Raw genomic sequence first — 211 nt, forward strand, 5'->3', positions numbered from 1 at the left:
TTTGGCACTTTTGCATTGGCCACTGCCATTACCATCTTGGCGCTATGACGAGCGATCCCTTCGGTTTCGTATTTGCGACCCCCCATAAAGCCAGTAATGTTCTGGAGAATTACTAATGGGATTTTGCGCTTACAGCACAGCTCAATGAAGTGCGAACCTATTTGTGCTGATTGACTGAACTAGATACCGTGATTTGCAATAATACCAACAG

General features: G+C 45.0%; 1 pseudogene. It reads right to left on the minus strand.

Features of this window, described 5'->3' with window-relative positions:
* Nucleotides 1–211: pseudogene (locus V6252_RS13605) on the minus strand (carboxyl transferase domain-containing protein); the annotation flags it as partial.

The sequence above is a fragment of the Psychrobacter proteolyticus genome, assembly GCF_038155145.1.
Lineage (GTDB): Bacteria > Pseudomonadota > Gammaproteobacteria > Pseudomonadales > Moraxellaceae > Psychrobacter > Psychrobacter proteolyticus_B.